Origin of the sequence: Fischerella sp. (genome assembly GCF_013388695.1) — a bacterium.
GTDB lineage: Bacteria > Cyanobacteriota > Cyanobacteriia > Cyanobacteriales > Nostocaceae > PCC9605.
On record NZ_JACAEU010000054.1, the window covers coordinates 1 to 16332 of the forward strand.

A 16332-nucleotide genomic window follows, 5' to 3' on the forward strand; every position below is an offset into this window, starting at 1 on the left:
ACCATAATGCGGATCATGGCAATATATAAAAAAGTCTCTGATGTTTCGGGTAATAATTCATAATCGCGAACTAATCGCCGACATCCCATAAACCAACCAAAAGTCCGCTCGACGAGCCAGCCAACGTTTTTTGAGTACGGTAAAGCCCTTGGTTTCCTCCGGTCGCAGAACCACTTGGATAATCCAACGGCAAAAATTCATCACCCACTGCATGAAAGGTTCGCCATCAAAGCCGCCATCAACCCAGATGGTTGTTAAGCGAGATTGTTGCTGAGACTGTTTGACTCGTTTGAGAACTTGTTGACCGAAACAATTGAAAATTCAAAATTCAAAATGCAAAATTAAGAAGAAATAAAAATTTTTAGTTAGTCCCCGTCCTTAAGGACAGGGTCTTTATTTTCGGGTACAAGCCCCTAAACAATTAAAAATTAAAAATTCAAAATGCAAATCTTTAAGTATGAGTTAGTAGATAGTAGTTAGTAGTTAGTAGATAATTATCGACTACTAACGACTAACCATTAACCACTAACCAAAAGTCAAGACACTGCCATGTGACTCAAGTCAGCTGGCATCATGTGTGAGTGTACCACTTCACCATCGCGGAACCAAACAATACGTTGTGTTTGACGGGCAACATCTGGTTCATGAGTTACCATGACGACTGTGATACCAGTGGCATTAAGTTCACCGAAGATAGATAATACTTCTTGGGTGGTACGTGAATCAAGTGCGCCAGTAGGTTCATCGGCTAGCAGTAACACCGGATGGTTAACTATAGCACGGGCGATCGCCACCCGTTGTTGCTGTCCCCCTGAAAGTTGATTGGGTTTGTTGTTGAGACGTTTTTCCAAGCCTACTCTTGTCAGTGCTTCAGCAGCGCGATCGCGTCTTTCACCAGAGTTCACACCAGCATACACCATTGGCAACATTACATTTTCTAGTGCTGATAGCTGAGACAGGAGGTGGAATTGCTGGAAGACAAACCCTATTTTTTTGTTGCGAATGTGTGCCAGTTCGGTATCATCCATCTGTGCCACATCGAGGTTATCTAAATAATAATGCCCTGATGTGGGGCGATCCAGACAACCAATAATATTCATAGCTGTGGATTTACCAGAACCAGACGCTCCCATAATCGCACAATATTCACCCTGTTCAATAATTAAGCTGACATCATTTAGCGCTTTGACTTCCGTTTCACCACTGCCGTAGATTTTAAAGATATTTTCTAACCTAATGATTGATGATTTATTATTTTCCATTTGTTATTCGTCATTTGTTATTTGTTCCTCTCTTCTTCATTATCTCTACTCATCCCTTCATCCGACTACTTCCTATTTATAGTTATCAGGATTGGCTGACGGGGCGACAAAGTACCTAAAAAGCTTATACAGAAGTATTATCAACGTGGTCAGAGGGCTATGAGGCTTATTCTGTCTGCATCGTAGCTCTTGTTGTCGCCCCGTCAGCTCCGTGCGTTTTGACATACTCTAGATTAGAACCTCGTTCTCCCGCACCGTGCAGAAATAAAATCATCGGCCAAACAGACTCTTCTGTTTGATAGCCTTGAGGCAAAAATAGTAAGTAGTTGTAGCCGCCAGCGCCAGTAACTTGTCTTTGTAGCAATAACATAAATTATCATCGCCTGCGAACAGCAATTGTGTAACTCGGTCGCTGTGACGGTTCTCGTTGCGTTTTCACAAGCCGCAAATCACGATCTACATATACATGCTCAAACAGCGGACTGGCTAAGTATGTTTTTTCAAATTTCTTGATTGTATTTTTGTCCAAATTCTCTAATTTGAGTGTTTTTGGTAATTCACCTTTTTCCAGATCTGGCTTAACTTTAGAGTTAACTACATCAGTAAACCAATTATCAGCATCATCAATGGTTAGAGGAATTTCTCTGTTTCTAAATGCTTGAAAAATTCCTACATTTTGAATGCACCAGTTATCATTGCGAACTGCATATCTTTGCATCACCATGAAATCGTAAGTAGGTAACTTTGATGCAACTTTTTGCCAGAAAGACGACTGATGACCTGGTGCATAACGGGCAATATTAGCATAGAAGCCATCGTCATGAAAAATTTGATAAGACTGTTCGCCTATCCGTCCTGGCAAACTATCGTGGAAAGGTATAGTAGACCATATCGGTGCCCACACACCAAGCACAATTGGTAATTGATCTGCAACTACAGGAAAAGGATTGCGTCGGCTTAATTCTTCAAAATACAACTGCAATTCTTGATTGTAAAAATTTACTTTAGTCTTTAAAGGTTCTGTATCTCGACCTTTAACTAGTTCCAGTAGTTCATTTTTGAGTTCTTGCGTACTGCGGTAATTTAGCTTGTCAGCAACTATAAGGTTTACCATTGCGGTAGATACTCCAATAATCTTAAAATTGGTTGGTAGTTGGTAGTTAGTGGTTAGTGGTTAGTGGTTAGTGGTTAGTAGTTAGTGGTTGGTGGTTGGTAGTTGTTCCAAACAACCAACACCAAACAACAAACAACACACAACAAACAACTAATTACCACCAAATCCGATTTCCGTTTTCATCAACCCGTGCTTGTCGAATTACATCAGAAATTTCTTCGGCATCCTTGACATGGTGGAGTGCCTTTTTTTCACCATTTGGATATTCCACAATAAAGTAAGTGGGTACTTTAATCCAGTCTCCCGTAATGTCAGGAACATCTACCGCAACCTGCTTGCTTTTCTCTTCAATTGTTTGAGATCGATCAATTCTGTCGCCTGGATTTACTGTTAAGTTTTGTTCCTTAACGTTTGGTTCTTCTTGAGCATGCCAATCTTCACTTACAGGTTGGTTTATTTGATTTTTTTCCTGAGTATTCATAGAATTATCTCACTCTTTTTCAATTCAAAGATCGCTTAGTAAGTCTAGTAAGTCAGCGTGAATAAATTTATGACTAGTGTTGGCTGTGAGTAGATAGTGGTTAGTGGGAAACTACCAACTACTTAAATTTACTTTAGACAATCAAAATCTCGATTAACTCTTTCATTAGGTGGAGTTGACTTTTATGCAAGTTGGTAGGTATAAATCAAAAGGTTTTTGTGAACTACAACTAACAATGAGACATAACTGGACAATGGCGTGACAAAAGCTGAAGAGATGACAGAACACGGATGCTGATGCTGCCGTTGTGATATTTTTTCAGAGACTGAGCTAGCAAAAGTTTCTTCTGGAGAGGTCGTTGTGAATTTCAAAGGTACGGAAAAGGAAAAACTTCATATCTTTGATACTTTCCCGGACTTCTGCAAGAGGTCTGTTAAAATAATTATCTAAGTTCAAGAAATAAATAATATTTATTATTTACCCTCACTCTCAAGATAGAGGATTTTAGAATAAGATATATGTCATAAGAGATAGGCGTGAATAAAGTTTTACATATTTTTGTAACTATAATAAAAAATGCCAGACTTTGAACAGTCTCTAAAACAACTGGCCGATCGCAATTTAGCTCGACAGCAGCAGGCAAATGGACAAGCCAAGCTGACAGCAATCGCCTACGAAGAACAGGCAATGGTGCTTCAACTTGCCAATGGTAGCATCCAGGCTTGCAATCCCATAGCTGAGCGTATTTTAGGACTGACAGCAGAGCAGTTAATCGGGCGTAATTGGTTAGATCTGCCCTGCAAAGCTATTTGTGAAGATGGTTCTCCTTTTTCTGATGCAACTCATCCAGCTATGGTTGCTCTACATACGGGCAAAGCTTGTTTGAATGTTGTTATGGGTTTAGATCGACCACATGGTCAACTAGTCTGGCTATTAGTTAACTCACAACCTCTGTTTCTACCAGGAGAAAATACACCCTATGCCGTTGTCACAACTTTTGCGGAAATTACGGCATTAGCAAATCTGGCAGAGGATATTACCGAGCAACGGCGTACAGAATTTGCCCTGCGGCAGAGTTATGAACGATTTGAACTAGCGGCAGCAGCAGTTAATTGCCTAATTTACGATTGGGATATTCAGAATGATACTTTAGAAAGGACTCAGGGTCTGACTGAGCTTTTAGGCTATACCTTAGCAGAAACTGAGCCGACTTCAAAATGGTGGCGATCGCGCATCTATGCCGGTGACTTACAAAAAGCTCATGACGACTTCACAGCTAGTCTGGCAAAGGGAAACCGTTTTTGTACTCAGTACCGCATTCGTCACAAAGATGGCCACTATATTTGGGTGGAAGATCGGGGATTGGCAGTGCGGGATGAAAACGATCGCCTAGTAAGGGTAGTTGGTGTCACCGCCGATATTAGCGATCGCAAACAAGTAGAAGCAAATTTGCGAGAAAGTGAAGAACGCATTCGATTGGCAACAGCAGCTGCTGAGTTGGGAATGTGGTTTTGGAATCTCAATACCAATACACTCGTGTGGACTCCAAAGTGTAAGCAGTTGTTTGGACTCCCTGCCAACACGGAAATGAGTTACGAACTTTTTTTGAATTGTTTACATCCAGACGATCGCGATCGCATCCATGAAGCAGTCACCAGCACTCTGGAAGGAAAAATTGATTGTGATATTGAATACCGCACGATTTGGCCTGATGGTAGCGTGCATTGGATCGCAGCCAAAGGTCGGTGTTTATACGATGCAATGGGCAAGCCAGTACGGATGATGGGTACAACTCAAGACATTACCCAGCGCAAGCACACCGATGAAGCACTGCGTCAAAGTGAAGAACGCTATCGCACGCTTGCTGAGGCTATCCCCGAAATGGTCTGGACTACAAATGCACGAGGCTTGGCAGATTACGTTAATCAGCGGTGGATCGATTACACAGGCTTAAGCCTAGAGGAAACTCTTGGATATGGATGGCAAAAAGTGCTGCATCCTGAAGATCTAAAAGTAATTATCCAACGATGGCAGCAATCAGTGCAAGCAGGAACACTCTTCGAGTGTGAACAGCGTTTCAAGAGAGCTAGTGATGACACATATCGTTGGCATTTAGCAAGGGCCTATCCCCTCAGAGATAACCAAGGACATATCGTCAAATGGTTCGGCACTTGTACCGATATTCACGATCAAAAACAGATCGAAGCACAACGCGCCCAGTTGTTAGAGCGAGAAAAAGCCGCCCGTGCAGAAGCAGAAGCAGCAAACCGGATCAAGGATCAATTTCTAGCTATTCTCTCCCACGAATTGCGATCGCCCCTCAACCCCATCCTTGGTTGGACAAAACTACTCAAAAGCCGCAAGCTAGATCCAGCAGCTACAGGACGTGCTTTGGATACCATCGAGCGAAATGCAAAGTTACAGATTCAACTGATTGATGACTTGTTAGATGTTTCCCGCATTCTTCGAGGTAAGCTGAGCTTAAATAATGCTGCGGTAGATTTAACATCTGTAATTGATGCGGCTTTGGAAACAGTACGATTAGCCGCACAAACCAAAAAAATTCAACTTGAGTATATACCCTCTTCCGGAGAGAGTGGGAGAGGGAGAGAGTGGGAGAATTTCTCCCCATCCCCCCATCCCCCCATCCCCCCCTCTTCTTACATCGTCTGGGGTGATTTCAATCGCTTGCAGCAAATCGTTAGCAATTTACTTTCCAACGCCGTTAAATTCACACCTGATGGCGGCAAAGTAGAAGTACGCCTATCAAAGAGACTGGGGACTGGGAAAGAGTTTTCCCAATCCCCAATCACCAATCCCCAATCACCAATCCCCTATGCCCAAATCACAGTCACAGACACAGGCCTTGGTATCGCACCTGAGTTTCTGCCCTATGTATTTGAATACTTCCGTCAAGCAGATAGCAGTACAACTAGGAAATTTGGCGGACTGGGACTAGGATTGGCAATAGTTCACCACTTGGTTGAATTGCACGGCGGTATCGTTACGGCAGATAGTCCGGGAGAAGGGCAAGGAGCAACATTCACCGTCAAGTTGCCCCTGATGAAGAAGATAGAGGGAGAGGGGGAGACAGGGAGAGAGGGAAAAGATACTCCTTCATCCTTAGCTGGACTGCGGATACTAATAGTTGATGATGACACCGATACGCGAGATTTTCTTTGCTATTTGTTAAAAGAATATGGAGCAACAGTAACTGTTGCAGCATCAGCAGGCGCAGCTTTAGCTGTGCTAGCACAGTCGCAGCACGATCTCTTAATTAGTGATGTCGGGATGCCTGAGATAGATGGCTACGGTTTGATTCATCAAATTAGAGCCATGTCACCAGAACGCGGCGGCAATATACCAGCGATCGCGCTCACTGCCTACGCCGGAAATAGCGATCGCTCACAGGTATTAGCAGCTGGTTTTCAAATCCACATCGCCAAGCCACTGGACGCAGATCAATTACTGATGGCGATCGCAGATTTGTCTAGAAAAAGGGGTTAGTTGTTAGTTGTTAGTGGTTAGTTGTTCGTTGTTGGTTCCAAACAACTACCAACCACCAACAAACAACAAAACGACTATTGAATTTTGAAGCTAAATATGGTATTATCACGAGCTATAAAATAGAGCTTATGAACGTGAGTATATCTCCATCAACAAAAAAACCGCGTGTCTTATCTTGGCAAGCGGTTTTCTCGTTAATTACATTTGTTTTCATGTACCTGCCAATCTTGGTACTTGCCTTTTACAGTTTCAATCAGTCGCCTTATAGTGCCACATGGCAAGGTTTTACTTTAGATTGGTATCGCCATTTATTCAGCGATGAACGGATTTTATTAGCATTGAAAAACAGTTTAATCGTAGCTTTTAGTGCCGTAGGTATTTCAGCAGTGCTGGGAACTTTGATGGCTGTAGGATTGGCGCGTTATCAATTTCCGGGTAAAGCGTTGTATCGCGGTATTTCTTACCTACCCTTGATTATTCCTGATATTGCGATCGCCGTAGCCACCTTAGTTTTTCTGGCAGCATTTGCTATTCCTTTGAGTATATGGACTATTATCGCAGCGCATATAGTATTCTGTCTCGCCTACGTTGGTTTAGTTGTTTCATCCAGGCTAACTAACTTAAATCCCCATCTAGAAGAAGCTGCACTAGACTTAGGAGCTACACCAGTGCAAGCTTTCACAAAAGTATTATTACCCCAGTTAATGCCTGGTATCATCGCTGGGTGTCTGTTGGCATTTGTCCTGAGTTTGGATGACTTTCTCATCGCCACTTTCACTGCTAGCAGTGGTGCCAGTACCCTACCAATGGAAATTTTCAGCCGCATCAGAACAGGAGTCAAACCCGATATCAACGCTCTCAGCGTCATCTTGATTTTAGTATCTGCACTCATCGCTTTTGTCGCTGAATTGATTCGCGCTTCATCTGAAAAAAAATAGTCATTGGTCATTGGTTAGTAGTTAGTGGTTAGTGGTTGTTAACTATGCCCGATGCCCAATGCCCAATGCCCAATGCCCCTCTCGTCACAAGCTCTTGACAACAGCAAAAGGCTCCAGTAATATTCTTTGTAAAGTGGAAATTCGTGTGGTCATATTTATATTTAAAAAGTTCTAAGGTACAGATACACAAGTAAATAAAGAAATTCTTCATCTGTACGATATTGTGTGTGGGTGTTGCCAGATGAGAATTTGTTTGTGTTTGTTTGTCCATATATCTGTTTTCGATGCCATATAGATAGTGTTGGGCTTACTCTGGAGAAGATGTAATCGCTGGCTCCGATATGCAAATCTGCCAAAATCCCAATTGCTCAAATCCCTTCAACGCTGATGGCAATAGGTTTTGCATTAGTTGCGGACATAGCAACTTTGGCGGATTGCTGCGAAACCGTTACCGCGTATTAAGATTATTAGGTGAAGGTGGATTTAGTAGAACTTATGCAGCAGAAGACGTTGATAGACTCAATGCTCCTTGTGTCATCAAGCAATTTTTTCCGCAAGTTCATGGAACTTCCGAACGCATCAAAGCAGCAGAATTATTCAAAGAAGAGGCTTTTCGATTATATGAACTAGGAGAAAATCATCTGCAAATTCCGAGATTGCTTGCTTACTTTGAACAAGGTACATGCTTGTATCTGGTACAAGAATTTATTCAAGGAAATACTCTCTCCATAGAAGTTCAGCAACAAACTTTTACTGAAGAAAAAATTCGAGAACTTTTAGCCGATTTATTGCCAGTTCTACAATTCATCCATTCACGCAACGTCATTCATCGCGATATCAAACCCGAAAATATTATCCGCCGTCAAACGGATGGCAGACTGGTATTAATTGATTTTGGTGGTGCTAAACAGGTAACGCAAACGAGTTTAGCTAGACAAGCCACAGTCCTTTATACACTCGGTTATGCACCTAGCGAGCAAATGGCTGGATTTGCTTGCCACGCCAGCGATCTATACGCTTTGGGTGTAACTTGTGTGCGGCTTTTGACTAAATGTTTGCCTGTAACAGATACTTATGGACAGATGCGCGATCGCCTTTTTGATCCCATGAGTTGCAAATGGTTATGGCGAGAAGTTGTGCAAGAAAAAGGCATTAGTGTTAGCCAAGATTTAGGGCAAATTCTGGATAAATTACTCAAACATTTAGCATCAGAAAGGTATCAATCAGCGGCAGAAGTTCTCAAAGATTTACATGCGAAAAAATCTGATTTTGCATCTTCTGTTGTCCCAACTGTACCGCAAATTCTCACGCCTACCCGAGCGCAATTCTCTACAACAACCTCACAATCAATCACACCTGCATTTCCTGCCTTGGAAGCGTTTGAATTTGCAACGGTAACAGTAGACGCCAAAGGTAGGAAAATTAGTCAGAACTATAGTACAGCTAAGTACTATGCAGAAGATTTGGGAAATGGGATAACTATGGATATGGTAGCTATCCCCAGCGGTACTTTCGTGATGGGTTCAAGTGAAGATGAAGGAGATGCAAGCGAACGTCCGCAACATCAAGTCAGCATTGAACCTTTTTTTATGGGTAAATATCCTGTTACACAAGCACAGTGGAAGGCAGTAGCAGCTTTACCCAAAATCAAACAATCTTTGAATCCCTATCCATCGAAATTCAAAGGTGCAAATCGACCAGTAGAAAATGTATCTTGGCACGAAGCGGTAGAATTTTGTGCACGACTGTGGAAAAAAACTGGACGACATTATCGTTTACCCAGCGAAGCCGAATGGGAATATGCTTGTCGCGCTGGTACAACAACACCTTTCCACTTTGGTGAAACAATTACTGCTGAGTTCGCAAATTGTAGTAGCGGCGAATCTTCAGAAACAAAGAGCAACAACCGCAAAGAAACAACACCTGTAGGCAGTTTTGGTATAGCAAATGCCTTTGGATTGTATGATATGCATGGGTTAGTTTGGGAATGGTGCGCTGACCCTTGGCATAAAAATTACTATGGTGCTCCTGGTGATGGAAGCGTCTGGGAAATTGGCGGAGATATGCATCGCCGGGTACTGCGGGGTGGTTCTTGGAGTTTTACTCCTGAACTTTGTCGTTGCGCCAGTCGCAGCTGGAACGAAGCAGATGGTGGACTGCGGTTATGTGGCTTTCGGGTTGTAGCTGCTGCTTTTGGTTGGATTTCTTAGTGATAGCAATCCTACCTAAATCGTTACTGAAAATCTCTCTTTGTATCTTTATCTTTGTGTACTTTGCGTCCTTTGTGGTTTGTTTCCAAAAAAATCTTACAACTCAAATCGGATTGCTGTGGTCTAGTCTAGCATTTTTTTAGTTAACCACAAAGGGCACAAAGGACACAAAGGAAGAAGAGGAAGAAGATAAAAATGCATTATATGTAAACTCAAACTTTAATTAATCCCCTGGCTGGTTGAACCAGGAGTAAGTCGAAAATACATTAACTTCATGATTACAATCGCTGCAACAGGCTTAAACCATGAGTATCAGTACCACAGGTATTGTAAAGTCCGTATTCAGCAGCTAACCGTTGCACTTGTTGCGATTCTAAAGCACTCGGCCGCCAAGGGTTAGGATTATTGTAGGCGTAGAAAGCTTCCACACCATTAATACCAATTTCAGCAGCAGCAGGAATCAAATCTAAGTGCGATCGCCTGTAACGTGCTGGGTGAGCAAGCACTGCTAGTCCACCTGCTTTTTGAATCGAAGCAATGACATTAGTTGCTTTATATTCTTCCCCAGTAGCAATTCTTCTTTGGATATATGGTTTGATGCTGGTGTGTTCGGGATCGAACGCATAAGCTAAGATGTGAACCTCTACACCCAATAAATGGGCATTAATTTCTACACCAGTCCAAAGGTGAGGAACCTTTGCACCTGGGTGGTTCCACTTCCAATCATCCAACCAGCTTAGTGCTGCTTGATAACCAGAAATACTATGATGATCGGTGATTGCCATCCCTTCCAAGCCGATCGCGATCGCTTGTTGCATCAATGCACTTGGCTGCAATCTTCCATCAGAGTGGACGGTGTGCATGTGAAAGTTGAAGTACTTCGGACAACTTTGAGCATCAATGTTTTGAAATACTTCCTCTAAGGATTCTTTATCAGTAAAAGCAGTACGGACAAAATTGACAGCCATAACCCCCTCTGTCACTAAAATAGGTGATAGTTAACACTCCAACACTTCATATCCATATCTAGGAAAATACCAGCACCTTCTTCTAGTGTTGGCAGCCCTTTTTTTGGGCTTGGTTGGTAAAATTTTTCAATATGTTAAGACTACGTTAGCAAATTCAAATGCGAGCAGTCATGAGTATTTTCGATTGCCAATATCAGTAAAAGTAAGAAATATTGCCCAATATTACCGTTATTTCCACATAAAAATTTTGCGGAAAGAATGACTGCAATATTTATGGATTGAGTCAAAAAAACACTCACTAAGACAAGAGAAAAACTTGGCTGAGAGTGTTAAATTTAGCATTTATTCAGGTAGTCCTACTAATTCGCCTGAACCAGTAATTACTTCACCAATAATATGAACCGCAACATTTTGTGACTCAAAATGAGTAATTGCTTGTTGTATTTGTTGGGGAGGTACTAGTAATACAAAACCTATTCCCATATTGAAGGTGTGATACATTGCTTGAGGACTGACGGAACCAGCCTCAGCTAGCCATTGAAATACAGGCGGAATTGACCAACTGCTAGGGTCTATTTTAATCGCTTGCCCTTGCCCCAAACATCTAGGTAAATTTTCTGGCAACCCACCGCCTGTGATGTGAGCCATACCGTGAATTTCTAACCCCGCTTGACGTGCAGCCAGAACAGGTTTAACGTAAATGCGAGTAGGTGTGAGAAAAGTCTCTCCTAAAGTTTTACCAGCGAGTAAATCTGGGGTATCGTTCCAGGCAAATCCGCGATCGCTGATAATTTTTCTCACCAAACTATAGCCATTGCTATGAACACCAGCACTAGCAAGGGCGATCGCTAAATCTCCTACTTGTACCTGAGAACCATCAAGCAGCTGGCTTTTTTCTACAACTCCTACACAAAACCCAGCCAAATCATACTCACCCGCTTGGTAGAAACCAGGCATTTCTGCCGTTTCTCCTCCCAACAACGCACAACCAGCTTGTTTGCAACCAGAGGCGATACCCGCCACTACTTGAGTTAACTGTTCTTTGTCTAGCTTCCCAGTCGCCAAATAATCTAAAAAAAACAGCGGTTCTGCACCAGATGTCAACACGTCGTTAACGCACATCGCCACCAAATCAATACCAACGGTGTCATGACAGTTGAGAACTTGAGCAATTTTGAGCTTTGTACCCACACCATCAGTCCCAGAAACTAAAACAGGTTCCTTGTAGCCTGTGGGTAATTGAAAGTAGCCACTAAAGCCACCCAGTCCACCCAGCACTCCCTGTCTAAAAGTGCTGTGAACCAAGTTGCGAATTTGAGTTACAAACGCTCGACCAGCCTCAACATCAACTCCTGCTTCCTTATAGTCCATTACTCAAAACACCGTTATCAATGCGCCAACCACTTAGGTTATCATCACACATTTTGTCATTAGTCATCTGTCATTAGTCATTTGTGAAAGACCAATGACTAATGACCAATGACCCTTGACTAATCAAAATACCTGATCTTCGATACCGTGCCACCATTCACCTAAATTCATTAAATCTTGGTGAATGTCTGCCAAAGCATCCGCATACTCATTTTCTGAAAGTGCTTCTCGCAGTTCTTCCAGTTTCTTCAGTCGCAGCTGTACCATCAGCCAAGGCTTGGCAATGCTATCAGTTGCTTCCATGTATTGGGCTAATTGTTTGCTATCCATGTTTTGAATTTCCCAATTGTTGAAGATATAGGTTGCTTTAATACAATTTGAATCAAAAACAGTCACGATGACATCGTGACTGTCTTCAGTTTTAATGAATCAAATGATGTTCTGATTTGACAGTACTTAAAAAAGTAACTCTCACCAAGCAGAGCAAATTTGACAGCTAATTAAGCTTTAGCGTATTGTTCAGCAGCAAAATCCCAGTTGACTAAATTATCCAGGAAGTTCTTGATGAACGCAGGACGAGCATTGCGGTAATCAATGTAGTAAGCGTGTTCCCAAACATCCAAGGTGAGAAGTGCTTTTTGTCCATGAACGAGAGGGTTTTCTGCGTTAGGTGTTTTGGTGACTTTTAAAGTACCATTATCATCTACCAACCAAGCCCAACCACTACCAAATTGAGTTGCTGCGGCGTTGGAAAACTCTTCTTTGAATTTGTCAAAACTACCAAAATCTTTTTCAATTTTGGAAGCTAAATCACCCTTAGGTTGACCACCACCTGCTGGCTTTAGGCAGTTCCAGAAGAATGTATGGTTCCAAACTTGGGCAGCGTTATTAAAGATTCCTGTCTTCGAGGAATCTTTAAACGAGATTTGGATCACCTCTTCCAGAGGCTTATCAGCAAGTTCTGTGCCTTCAGTCAGCTTGTTCAGGTTATCTACATAAGCCTTGTGATGCTTGCCATAATGGTACTCGAAAGTTTCAGCTTTCATACCATATTGCTCTAAAGCATCCATTGGAAAAGGAAGGGGGGGCTGTGTAAATGCCATTTTGTGAAATCCTCTCTTTAGCGTTTTCCAGTCTTAGAGCTTCTAACAGAAGCTTCGGAAAATACATACTAAGTGCTGAGCAGTTTAAATTGCTTAACACTGGCAACAAAACTTAATAACTCGATTCTACTAGCAAACCTGGTACTGAAAACCTCAATCTTGAGTCGTAACCCGACGAAAATGTTACCAAAAAACTGTGTTTTTGAGAACTTTTGTCCAAAAATCTATCTTAGGTATGATTTTAAACACACATATATAACGAAATCGTCATGATTATCATTTGTGTACAGATATGGTTGCCACCAAAATAATGTAATTAATTTGACAATTATATCGCGATCGCCAACAAACTAAATAAGCCGCAGGTTATATATTGACATTAGACAAAAGATATGAATTTACAAAGAGTAAGCGTAACTTTTTTTAATATCATAGATTCTAGAGTAGAACCCTACCTATGAACTCATCAAATACAGTAAAACAATTACAGGCACAATGGATAACACCAGAAAACTTTCGTCGTTACGGACAGGTGATTTTTCCGAGTCAAGACGGTAAAACCTTTGATGCAGAAGATGCTCAATTAGTACTGGACAAAGGTACACCCCGTTTTTACATCATGCGCTTGGAACGTCGAGGGCGGAAATTTCATAAAATTACTCGCCATGTACAATGTACTCAATGTCTGGGTTCATTGGCAGGAAAAGATTGGTTGATTGCGGTTTGTCCTCCCAATCATAATGTGGATGAACCAGATTTAGAAAAAATTGCAGCCTTCCGCATTCCAGGGAATTGTTTTATCAAGTTAGAAGTGGGAACTTGGCACGCGGGACCATATTTTGAGCATGAAGTTGTGGATTTTTATAATTTAGAATTGAGTGATACAAATTTGGTAGACCATTTCACTCATGATTTTTTGAAGAGTCAGAATTTGGAGTTTGAGATTGTTTAGGCAAGCCTAACGTTTATTCGCAAATATTTTCTCAGTGCGATCGCATTGCATTTCCAAACAACAAAAGATGTCCCATTTTACTTGGTGTCTTGGTGTCTTGGTGGTGAAAATAATCTCTTTTTAAACCACATAGACGCGCAGCGGCTTCCCGCAGGGTAGACACTAAGACACAAAGGTAAGAATAACTAATCAAAAAGGATTGGCAGAATCATGCTACGCGGCAAACTGAAGTCATGCCGCATAGCAAAAGTTGAGCTTATCTAATCTTGATAAGGATTTCCAACCCTATCTACAAAGACATTGTGAGAAAATGGCAAACGACCGGGGTTTAGACGTGGTTCGGCTGCATATCCAACCGGAACAAGAACTGCGATCGCCAAATTTGGATCGTCCGTAGCACCAATTACTGCCTTCACCTTATCTTCAATCCAGCCATTCATAAAGCAGGTAGACAAGCCTAAACTTTCTGCTGCTAAGACTAAATGAGTTGCAGCAATCATCGCGTCTTTAATCGCATACTCGCGCCGCTTGTTACCCAGTCCAGATTGAAATTGAGGAATAGCGGTTTTGAAATAGTTCACCGTGCCTTCTGGCCAAGCACCAGTTTGCAAACCTTGTTCGTAAATCGGTGTCAAGTCTTTTTCTCCACCCATTGCATCAGCAGCAAACACAAAAGTCACAGGTGCTTGGATAATTTGCTTTTGGTTCCAAGCAGCTTCTGAGAGGGCGACTTTTTGCGCTTCATCTTGCACAAGAATAATCCGCCAGTCTTGAATGTTAAAGCTACTGGGTGCTGCGACGGTTAACTCTACTAATTGTCTCAGTAGTTCTGGAGCAATGGGGTCTGGTTTGAAAGTTTTGATGGAACGACGCTGAAAAATAGCGCTTGGTACATCCAGAGGTTGGGCTTGTAGGTTCAATTCCTGAGTAATTGGATTCATGCAATTCCCTTGTTGTTTGATGAATGGGTGATTGATTGATCGTGCCAATTAAGGAAGAGAGTATATATACATGCTTTCTTCCCCAGTTGGAATATACCCGACTTTTAGCCAGTTCACATCTATTTGATTAATGCACTTGTTGTACTTCCAGTGTCGGGTAATCGGTGTATCCTTTCTCTCCACCACCATAAAGTTCAATCATGGTTTTTTCACCTTTCAAAACTATTCAAATGTTTCTTATGACTTTGGTGATTTGGCGATCGCAGCAAAAACTCTGTGGTGAACTTCAAGAATCGGCGTTGGATATTTTGCTTGGAGTAATGCCGTAAGTTCACGGTCAAATACTTCTACTTGGTCTGGTGTCAAGCTGGCTTTCACACCAGCACTAGCCCGAATTCTTCCGCGCCAGCCTTCATGGGTGTAAGGAACAAATACATCGTAAGAGAATGTTTGTATTTCGCAGAATCCTCCATCTCCAAGATCTCGTAACCACATAGGATACAAACCGTTTCTACCGCCCATGTTCCACGCTGGATTATGTGCCTCTATTAGTTGTTCGGTTGCTTCAACCACATTGCCTTTCAAGGGTATCCAATCAAAATGAGCTATGACGATGTAGCCATTTGCTCGCAGTATCCGAGTAACTTCCTCTACAGCACGTGGACGATCAAACCAATGCCAGCACTGTCCAGCGGTAACAACATCAGCGCTTGACTCTTGCAAGCCTGTATTCTCAGCAGTTGCTACCCGATAATCTATCTTGACATTGGCAGATTGGTCTAACTGCTTCGCTTGTTCGAGCATTGCTGCTGATGGATCTATGGCAATCACATGACAACCTCTAGTTGCAAAGCCACGCGCTAGTGTTCCTGTTCCTGTGCCGATATCAATAATGGTTTGTGCGGGTAAGCCAATACCGTATTCAGACAGTCTATTAAAAAATGAACTGGGAAAGCCTGCACGGTACTTTGCGTAATCACTAGCAGTTGCACCAAAATCTATTTTCATAAGTTCGGTGTAATCTCTGCAAATGGTTTTGGCTCGTAAATACCAAGATTGTTGACTAATATATCTATGCTAGAAACCTGTTGCAGGACTTGTTCTGCTCCTGCTTTTGTTGCTAAATCGGCAACAATCCCAGAAACTTGAGCTTCAGGGTTGCTTTGTTTAATTTTATCTATCGCCTCTGCGACTCTTTGCTCAGCTCGACCAGTGATAATAACTGATGCACCCTCTTGTACTAGATTTTGGGCGATCGCAAAACCAATTCCTGCTGTTGAACCGCTTACCAGCGCAGATTTTCCCCGTAATTTTAAGTCCATAGGCTAACCCCTAAAAAGAGAGAATTGGGAATTGGGGATTGGGAATTGGGCAAAAATAAGTCAAAAGCATGCCCAAGGGGCGCAGCGAAGGGTTAAAAGCTAAAAGTAAAAAGAAAGAATTTTTTCTTTTACCTTTTTACTTTTTACTTCTCCAGTTCCTTTG

General features: G+C 42.1%; 15 protein-coding genes and 1 pseudogene. 4 read left to right on the forward strand and 12 right to left on the reverse strand.

Features of this window, described 5'->3' with window-relative positions:
• The 5 genes and pseudogenes from HXY43_RS07745 to HXY43_RS07765 form a co-directional block, all read right to left on the reverse strand.
• Positions 1-150 (reverse strand): annotated as a pseudogene (locus HXY43_RS07745) (transposase); the annotation flags it as partial.
• Positions 151-536: 386 nt separating this feature from the next.
• The gene (locus tag HXY43_RS07750) at positions 537-1262 is read right to left on the reverse strand and encodes an ABC transporter ATP-binding protein (RefSeq protein WP_290881885.1); all 726 of its coding nucleotides are present in this window, start codon (positions 1260-1262) and stop codon (positions 537-539) included.
• A gap of 166 nt (positions 1263-1428) precedes the next feature.
• Positions 1429-1632, reverse strand: a complete 204-nt coding sequence (locus HXY43_RS07755) for a hypothetical protein (protein ID WP_290881887.1) — start codon at positions 1630-1632, stop codon at positions 1429-1431.
• A 6-nt stretch (positions 1633-1638) separates the two neighbouring features.
• On the reverse strand, positions 1639-2376 hold the full coding sequence (locus HXY43_RS07760) for a hypothetical protein (RefSeq protein WP_290881888.1): 738 nt from the start codon (positions 2374-2376) through the stop codon (positions 1639-1641).
• A 154-nt stretch (positions 2377-2530) separates the two neighbouring features.
• Positions 2531-2857: a hypothetical protein gene (locus HXY43_RS07765; RefSeq protein ID WP_026731719.1), complete on the reverse strand. Its 327-nt coding sequence runs from the start codon at positions 2855-2857 to the stop codon at positions 2531-2533.
• A 576-nt stretch (positions 2858-3433) separates the two neighbouring features.
• Between HXY43_RS07765 and HXY43_RS07770 the strand changes: the two genes are divergently transcribed.
• The 3 genes from HXY43_RS07770 (at position 3434) to HXY43_RS07780 (ending at position 9512) form a co-directional block, all read left to right on the forward strand.
• Entirely contained in the window at positions 3434-6364 is a 2931-nt protein-coding gene (locus HXY43_RS07770; protein ID WP_290881892.1) for a PAS domain-containing protein, read from the forward strand.
• A 128-nt stretch (positions 6365-6492) separates the two neighbouring features.
• Complete coding sequence (locus tag HXY43_RS07775; protein ID WP_367161468.1) at positions 6493-7302, forward strand: ABC transporter permease; 810 nt, start codon at positions 6493-6495, stop codon at positions 7300-7302.
• A 341-nt stretch (positions 7303-7643) separates the two neighbouring features.
• On the forward strand, positions 7644-9512 hold the full coding sequence (locus HXY43_RS07780; protein WP_290881894.1) for a bifunctional serine/threonine-protein kinase/formylglycine-generating enzyme family protein: 1869 nt from the start codon (positions 7644-7646) through the stop codon (positions 9510-9512).
• Positions 9513-9790: 278 nt separating this feature from the next.
• Here the strand turns inward: HXY43_RS07780 and HXY43_RS07785 are convergent, their stop codons facing one another.
• The 4 genes from HXY43_RS07785 to HXY43_RS07800 all read right to left on the reverse strand — a co-directional run bounded on the left by HXY43_RS07785 (position 9791) and on the right by HXY43_RS07800 (position 12954).
• The gene (locus tag HXY43_RS07785) at positions 9791-10480 is read right to left on the reverse strand and encodes a PHP domain-containing protein (RefSeq protein WP_290881897.1); all 690 of its coding nucleotides are present in this window, start codon (positions 10478-10480) and stop codon (positions 9791-9793) included.
• A 342-nt stretch (positions 10481-10822) separates the two neighbouring features.
• Positions 10823-11851, reverse strand: coding sequence for a phosphoribosylformylglycinamidine cyclo-ligase (gene purM / locus HXY43_RS07790; protein WP_290881899.1), 1029 nt, complete (start codon positions 11849-11851; stop codon positions 10823-10825).
• A 123-nt stretch (positions 11852-11974) separates the two neighbouring features.
• Complete coding sequence (locus HXY43_RS07795; RefSeq protein WP_026731712.1) at positions 11975-12181, reverse strand: hypothetical protein; 207 nt, start codon at positions 12179-12181, stop codon at positions 11975-11977.
• A 170-nt stretch (positions 12182-12351) separates the two neighbouring features.
• The gene (locus tag HXY43_RS07800) at positions 12352-12954 is read right to left on the reverse strand and encodes a superoxide dismutase (protein ID WP_290881903.1); all 603 of its coding nucleotides are present in this window, start codon (positions 12952-12954) and stop codon (positions 12352-12354) included.
• Positions 12955-13411: 457 nt separating this feature from the next.
• Here HXY43_RS07800 and HXY43_RS07805 point away from each other — a divergent pair, with 457 nt between their 5' ends.
• Positions 13412-13906: an ureidoglycolate lyase gene (locus HXY43_RS07805; protein WP_290881906.1), complete on the forward strand. Its 495-nt coding sequence runs from the start codon at positions 13412-13414 to the stop codon at positions 13904-13906.
• Positions 13907-14166: 260 nt separating this feature from the next.
• Here HXY43_RS07805 and HXY43_RS07810 read toward each other — a convergent pair whose 3' ends face one another.
• From HXY43_RS07810 to HXY43_RS07820, 3 genes are all read right to left on the reverse strand, one after another.
• Positions 14167-14847, reverse strand: coding sequence for a nitroreductase family protein (locus HXY43_RS07810; RefSeq protein WP_290881908.1), 681 nt, complete (start codon positions 14845-14847; stop codon positions 14167-14169).
• Positions 14848-15084: 237 nt separating this feature from the next.
• On the reverse strand, positions 15085-15855 hold the full coding sequence (locus tag HXY43_RS07815) for a class I SAM-dependent methyltransferase (RefSeq protein WP_290881910.1): 771 nt from the start codon (positions 15853-15855) through the stop codon (positions 15085-15087).
• Entirely contained in the window at positions 15852-16169 is a 318-nt protein-coding gene (locus tag HXY43_RS07820; RefSeq protein ID WP_290881912.1) for an SDR family NAD(P)-dependent oxidoreductase, read from the reverse strand. Before HXY43_RS07820 ends, HXY43_RS07815 begins: the two co-directional genes overlap by 4 nt.
• Positions 16170-16332 lie beyond the last annotated feature (163 nt).

Excerpts from the sequence above, each read along its gene's own strand:
- purM (WP_290881899.1), bottom strand. The coding sequence starts at position 11,851 with ATGGACTATAAGGAAGCAGGAGTTGATGTTGAGGCTGGTCGAGCGTTT.
- HXY43_RS07760 (WP_290881888.1), bottom strand. The coding sequence starts at position 2,376 with ATGGTAAACCTTATAGTTGCTGACAAGCTAAATTACCGCAGTACGCAA.
- HXY43_RS07810 (WP_290881908.1), bottom strand. The coding sequence starts at position 14,847 with ATGAATCCAATTACTCAGGAATTGAACCTACAAGCCCAACCTCTGGAT.
- HXY43_RS07770 (WP_290881892.1), top strand. The coding sequence starts at position 3,434 with ATGCCAGACTTTGAACAGTCTCTAAAACAACTGGCCGATCGCAATTTA.
- HXY43_RS07775 (WP_367161468.1), top strand. The coding sequence starts at position 6,493 with ATGAACGTGAGTATATCTCCATCAACAAAAAAACCGCGTGTCTTATCT.
- HXY43_RS07785 (WP_290881897.1), bottom strand. The coding sequence starts at position 10,480 with ATGGCTGTCAATTTTGTCCGTACTGCTTTTACTGATAAAGAATCCTTA.
- HXY43_RS07765 (WP_026731719.1), bottom strand. The coding sequence starts at position 2,857 with ATGAATACTCAGGAAAAAAATCAAATAAACCAACCTGTAAGTGAAGAT.
- HXY43_RS07795 (WP_026731712.1), bottom strand. The coding sequence starts at position 12,181 with ATGGATAGCAAACAATTAGCCCAATACATGGAAGCAACTGATAGCATT.
- HXY43_RS07755 (WP_290881887.1), bottom strand. The coding sequence starts at position 1,632 with ATGTTATTGCTACAAAGACAAGTTACTGGCGCTGGCGGCTACAACTAC.
- HXY43_RS07815 (WP_290881910.1), bottom strand. The coding sequence starts at position 15,855 with ATGAAAATAGATTTTGGTGCAACTGCTAGTGATTACGCAAAGTACCGT.
- HXY43_RS07805 (WP_290881906.1), top strand. The coding sequence starts at position 13,412 with ATGAACTCATCAAATACAGTAAAACAATTACAGGCACAATGGATAACA.
- HXY43_RS07750 (WP_290881885.1), bottom strand. The coding sequence starts at position 1,262 with ATGGAAAATAATAAATCATCAATCATTAGGTTAGAAAATATCTTTAAA.
- HXY43_RS07780 (WP_290881894.1), top strand. The coding sequence starts at position 7,644 with ATGCAAATCTGCCAAAATCCCAATTGCTCAAATCCCTTCAACGCTGAT.
- HXY43_RS07820 (WP_290881912.1), bottom strand. The coding sequence starts at position 16,169 with ATGGACTTAAAATTACGGGGAAAATCTGCGCTGGTAAGCGGTTCAACA.
- HXY43_RS07800 (WP_290881903.1), bottom strand. The coding sequence starts at position 12,954 with ATGGCATTTACACAGCCCCCCCTTCCTTTTCCAATGGATGCTTTAGAG.